Below are 2,446 nucleotides of genomic sequence, written 5' to 3'. Positions count from 1 at the left end.
AGCTTGCCGCTGGCGACCAGTTGCTCGAACACGGCCACGTTGTCGCGGCCGTGTTCCTTGACGTAGTAGAGCGCCTCGTCGGCGCGGTCGATCACCTCCGTCGGCGTATTGCCGACCTCGAGCTGCGTGCCATCAAGTCTGCTGGCTGTTCGAATCTCTTCGACCGTCGTGTCGAAGCGCCGGGCCACTGCGAACATGGTGTCTCCCCGAACCACCGTGTAGTGGAGCCAGCGGTCGTTCGCCGGGATGCGTATCGTCGTGCCAGGCTGCAGCGCGTGCGCATCGATGTCGGGGTTTGCCTCGAGAAGCGCTTGCACGCTCGAGCCGCTGGTCTCTGCGATGACGGGGAGGGTCTCGCCTGGCCGGATCTGGTGAATGGCAAAGCCTGCGTCGGCCCGAGCCGTTGCAGACAGGAGAAGGAAGGCGGCTCCTAAAGCCAGGTAGCGTCTCACCTGCCCATTCTACCGCAGGGCTTGAAGGGAGTTCAAGGGCCTTCTTCGGCCTGGCGGGAAGCGTGAGAACGAAAGACGCCCTGGAGGCTCTGCTCCAGGGCGAGGGCGGTGACACCCGACGGACGTTGTCCGCTGTCTTTCTGGCCGCTTCGCGAATGCCGGCCGGCGTGATCAGCGCCGTGCTTTCGCGCTAGAGACGGGGCGACCCCCGCTGTGGCCCGTGTGCGTTGCAACGACCTCTCGGTCAGAGCACCATTTACTCAGTCAGATGCGCTCCGGCCACCCGAATGCATCTCAGCCCAGCCCCTCTGGAGAGGAACTGCCGCGCTTCTGGCCTGCGCGGCACTCGACCTGTGTGGAGTGCTCTTGCCCCGGGCGGGTAGAGACCCCATAGCGCTCGCGAGGAGCGCGTCAGCCGCTGGATGAGGCAGACCGTGTTCGAGGAGTTCGTGACCTCTCGGTCAGCGTCGAAGGCCAGGACGCAGGCTCGTGCGACGAGCCACGGAAGCGCTGCCTTGCTTGCGAGCAGACCCTTCCGAAGAAGCCATCCACATTCGGCTGCGGCCCATCGCTGGGTCGTGTGCCGCGCCCCCTCGCGAGAGGAGGCCTTTCGAGGCATCGCGCACATGTCGCGGGCCTCGCTGCCGTGGCCGTTACCGTCGTTCGACGGTGTGTGGCGGGCGGTGGTGTGAATCGTTGCAGATTCGCCCTCACACGGGTCTCTGCCCCTGTAGGAGCGCGTGGCGCCTCGCCTCGTGCGGTATTCCCGGGACCGCATTTCAGCTGGCGCCGCGGCGTCGACACCGACGCTGCGACCGTGTGCCTCGGCACCCCACGGAGGTGGTGCCCAGACCTGTCCGACACGCGCCTCGACCCGAAGGTCTTGGCGTCTGCCCCCGCTTCTGGTGTCGCGGTGGCTCGGCCCGTGAGCGGTCTGACGACCACTCGCGGCAGGGATGCCGTGCAGCCTGGGCTGCACAGGTGACCAGCTTCCCCGTCGGGAGTCTGGGCACACTTCTTTGTGACGGCCGGAGCCATCACGCGTTCCTGGCGGGACGAAGCGCCCGTGGGTGCCTCGTTCCGACGGCTGTGAGCAGGAGCCCACAGCGTTCCGGAGGGTCGAGCCCTCCGCACGTTGGCGCCCGAGAGCGCCGACGTGACCTCGTCGTCTCCACCCCAATCAGGAGTGGAGCTGCCCGTCTGAGGGGCTTTCTCGAGCGGGCCTCGAGGAGGCTGCTCGGTCTGCCTGTGGGACGCCCTTTCGAGCGGCCCTCGCAGCTGCTTGCCAGCATCGAGGTAAACCCTCGATGTCTGTCGAGCGGACACCCTGCGCGACCGTCAACCAGCCGTTCAGAGAGGGTGTTCACGTCTATTCCTTGACGGCCATCAGTCGTGAGACTGATGACGCGGGCACGTGCCTTTCGGCTTGCGACGCCCCTGTCGACCACGTTTCCGTCACCGACAACCGCATCGTAGCATTGCGTTAAATCAGCGTCAATGTGTGAAATGCTGTGGATTCGGTGGATAAGCAGCGCCGTGGGCGCGGTTGTGGGCAAATATTCGTGGATAAGATTTTTGTCACGGTCTTACGAACCATCACGCGCTTCGGGTGCACACGGGACAGAACGCAGAGAGACGCCCGCTTGGGGCGTCTCTCTGCGGTGTGGGGTGCTACGAGCCTGATGTCAGGCGGGGCAGCACCGCGACAGGGCGTTCTCGAATCCGCCGTAGGTGCCGAAGAGGCACGACACGTCGACGGTGCCGTCGGCCTTCGGCTCGACCAGCAGGCCCGCCTTCGGACCCACCCACTCCGTGAAGACGTCGAGCCCGTTGCCATTCATGTCGTAGCGGATGACGCGGCCCTGCAGCTTCTTCTCACCGTGGGGCAGCCACTGCCCACCCGAGGCGTCGAGAACGCCTGTGCCAGAGAGATCGAGCACGATTGGGCTCACCACCCACGATTCGTTGACAGTGTAGAGCAGGCGGTAGTTGTT

The 2,446-nt window shown here is 65.4% G+C and carries 2 protein-coding genes; both read right to left on the bottom strand.

Going from position 1 to position 2,446, the window contains the following annotated elements:
* A partial coding sequence (locus EB084_23715) for a LysM peptidoglycan-binding domain-containing protein (GenBank protein ID NDD31269.1) occupies positions 1-452 on the bottom strand: 452 nt, incomplete at its 3' end.
* A 1,685-nt stretch (positions 453-2,137) separates the two neighbouring features.
* Positions 2,138-2,446: hypothetical protein (locus EB084_23710; protein ID NDD31268.1), on the bottom strand; the 309-nt coding region annotated here is incomplete at its 5' end.

The organism is Pseudomonadota bacterium (genome assembly GCA_010028905.1).
In the GTDB taxonomy this organism is placed as follows: Bacteria; Vulcanimicrobiota; Xenobia; order RGZZ01; family RGZZ01; genus RGZZ01.
Note: the sequence above shows the minus strand (reverse complement) of the source record. Positions and strands in the feature narration are given on the sequence as shown.